Consider the following 1450-nt stretch of genomic DNA (forward strand, 5'->3'; position numbering starts at 1 on the left):
TGACCCTGGCTGTGTGAAAACGCTGCGCTTGATGTGATTCGCGCGATATGATTCCCGCACGATTTGCGGGGGGCTTGGATGAAGCGCTTCATTGAGGGTGCGGATCGTGGGCAGAGCACGCTGTTTCCTGAATGCGTGGAAGACTGGATCGGCGAGGACAATCCAGTTCGCGTCATCGACGTCCTGGTCGACGGCCTCGATCTGGCCGAGCTTGGGTTCGGCGGGGTCGATCCCGAGGCAACCGGCCGGCCGTCGTACCACCCCTCGGTTCTCCTGAAGCTTTACATTTACGGCTATCTGAACCGGGTTCAGTCGAGCCGGCGGCTCGAACGAGAAGCCGGACGCAATGTCGAGGTCATGTGGCTGCTGGGTCGGCTCGCGCCTGATCACAAAACGATCGCGGACTTCCGCAAAGACAATGACCTGGCGCTTCGCAAGGTATGTGCGCGCTTCGTCGAACTCTGTCGTGAGATGGGTCTTCTCGCGACGGAGAGCGTTGCCATCGATGGCAGCAAGTTCAAAGCCGTGAATAACCGGGACAAGAACTTCACACGGGCGAAGGTGGAACGGCGGCGGGCCCAACTGGAGGAGAGCGTCGCGCGCTATCTGAGCCAACTTGACACGGCCGACCGGCACGAGCCGACGGAGGCGCTGGCCGCGAAGGTGACAAGACTTACCGAGAAGCTCACAAAACTGAAGGAGGAGATGGGCAAGCTTGCCGTTTACGAGAGGCAGATGCTTGCGTCACCTGACCAGCAAATCTCGCTGACCGATCCCGACAGCCGTTCGATGGCGACGAGCGGCCGCGGTTCCGGCGTCGTCGGCTACAACGTGCAGGTCGCCGTGGACACCAAGCACCACCTGATTGTGACGCATGAGGTAACGAACAGCGGTTCAGATCGGGCTCAATTGGCCAATGTGGCCAAGCAGGCGAAGGCTGTTCTACAGACCGAGACGCTCGAGGCTGTTGCCGATCGCGGCTACTTCAGCAGCGCGGAGATCCTCGCCTGCCACGAGGCCGGCATCACAGTAACTCTGCCCAAGCCGCAGACGTCGGGCGCCAAATCGGATGGCCGCTTGGGCAAGCAGGACTTTGTCTATTTGCCGGAGGAGGACGCCTATCGCTGTCCGGCTGGAGAGCAACTGCCATATCGCTTCACTAGCGAGGAAGATGGCAAGCGGATAAGGCGCTACTGGACCACAGCCTGTCAGAATTGTGCGCTCAAGTCCCAGTGCACGACAGGGCCAGAGCGGCGGATTCCACGATGGGAGCATGAGCACCTGCTCGATGCCGTGCAGCAGCGCCTTGATGCGAACCCGCTCGCCATGCGCCAGCGTCGCGAGACGGTCGAGCATCCGTTCGGCACAATGAGGCCCGCATGGGGGCGACACACTTCCTCACCAAAACGCTTCCAAAAGTAGCCGCCGAGATGGCTCTCTCGGTCCTGGC

1 pseudogene is annotated in these 1450 nt (G+C 61.2%); it reads left to right on the forward strand.

The features are described from left to right. Nucleotides 1-78 precede the first annotated feature (78 nt). Nucleotides 79-1450: pseudogene (locus tag KJQ96_RS38440) on the forward strand (IS1182 family transposase); the annotation flags it as partial.

The organism is Bradyrhizobium sp. sGM-13 (assembly GCF_018398875.1).
Classification (GTDB): Bacteria; Pseudomonadota; Alphaproteobacteria; order Rhizobiales; family Xanthobacteraceae; genus Bradyrhizobium.